The organism is Cupriavidus sp. WS (genome assembly GCF_000395345.1).
Classification (GTDB): domain Bacteria; phylum Pseudomonadota; class Gammaproteobacteria; order Burkholderiales; family Burkholderiaceae; genus Cupriavidus; species Cupriavidus basilensis_B.
This window is the reverse complement of the sequence record NZ_AQPL01000577.1, coordinates 1-1,464: the sequence shown is the minus strand read 5'-3', so window position 1 is coordinate 1,464 and position 1,464 is coordinate 1. Positions and strand designations below refer to the sequence as shown.

The window sequence follows — 1,464 nt, the reverse complement described above, 5'->3', positions numbered from 1 at the left end:
ACAAAAAATCTGACAGGTTCAGCCGACGAAGCGCAGCCACGGCGAGCGCGCCACCGCCAGTTGCGCCATGCTCTCGCCGGCGGTAAACAGCAGGCAGGTGCCGCTCCAGCCGCGCTCGAATTCCTCCACGCGCATCTTGCGGAATCCCAGCGCCGGGTCCGCCACCCACACCCAGCGCCTGGACACGCCGTAGACCACCACGTAGTGGTAGCCCTCCCAGTGCACGATGAACGGCAGCGTGAAGCCCAGCAGCGAATCCTGCGTGCACTGCACGCCGCGCGTGGTGAAGCCGAGCGACTCGCCCGCGCGCGCCAGGCTGTCCAGCGTGGCGCCCTGCGTGGTCACGTTGGCCAGCTCGCGCAGCTTGCCCAGCGTCATCGGAATGCCGTAGTGGCGGCAGATCATCGCCAGGCACGCGGCGCCGCAATCCATTTCCTCGGCCTGCTCGACCAGCGCGAAGCGGCGGATCACGCGCTCGCCCATTTCCGGCTTGGAGGCCAGGTCCAGCATCACCGGATGCTTGCGGCGCTCGGCCAGCTTCTTCTGGCGGTGCAGCTCGCGGTCGACGAAGCGGATGCGCTCCTCCAGCACCTCGCGCAGCCTGGGGTTGCGCTCGATGATCAGCTGCACGGTCTTTTCCGGGATCACCAGCAGCCGCGCGTCGGTCACGGCGACGGCCGAGGCGATCTGCTCCTGCCGCATCACGCAGGCCCGCTCGCCGAAGATGTCGCCCTGGCGCAGCGTGGCCAGCGGAAACTCCACGCCGTCCTCGGTGCGCACGATGCGCACCTCGCCCTGCCGCACCACGTAGAGGCGGCGGTCCTCGCGCGCGTCCTGGCGCAGGATCTCCTTGCCGGCCGATATGCGCTTGACACCCACGCTGCGCACCGCCTCTTCCAGCTCGGCCTTGTCGAGCTTGCCGCGCAGGTCGAACAGGCGCGCCACGAAGCCGCCCGCCGAGCTGATCGCCACGTAGCTGGCAATGAACGCCATCGCCGCCGGGTTCTGCGCCGCCAGCGGCTCGGTCACGCCGCGCGGGATGAACAGCAGCTCGGTCTTGCCCGACGCGCGCACCGACGATTCATGCCGGTACTCGCGCAGCATGGCCACGTCGGCGAACACCTCGCGCGCCTTGCGCACGCCCAGGCTCACCTCCTTGCCGTTGTCCTCGTTGAACACGCGCACCGAGCCGGCCTTGACGATGAACAGGCCGCCCGCCGCGTCGCCCGCGTTGCACACGGTCTCGCCGAAGCCGTAGGTCAGCGCCTGCGCGTGCTCCGCCAGCCGCTCCAGTTCCTCGCGCGAGAACGGCGAGAGGATCTCCACGCCGGCCAGGAAATCGGCGAGCGGCTGCAGTTCGGAGCTGGCTTCCATCGCTTGGTGCCCCCGCGCCGGCGCGCTAGCGCGCTTCGATCACATGTTCCTGCGCCCTGGCCATCAGCCAGTCCTCGCGCAGCAGTCGGC

1 pseudogene is annotated in these 1,464 nt (G+C 69.5%); it reads right to left on the bottom strand.

The window, feature by feature from the left end:
- Positions 1–21: 21 nt before the first annotated feature.
- Positions 22–1,374, bottom strand: a pseudogene (locus K206_RS40245) (cysteine peptidase family C39 domain-containing protein); the annotation flags it as partial.
- Positions 1,375–1,464: the final 90 nt, after the last annotated feature.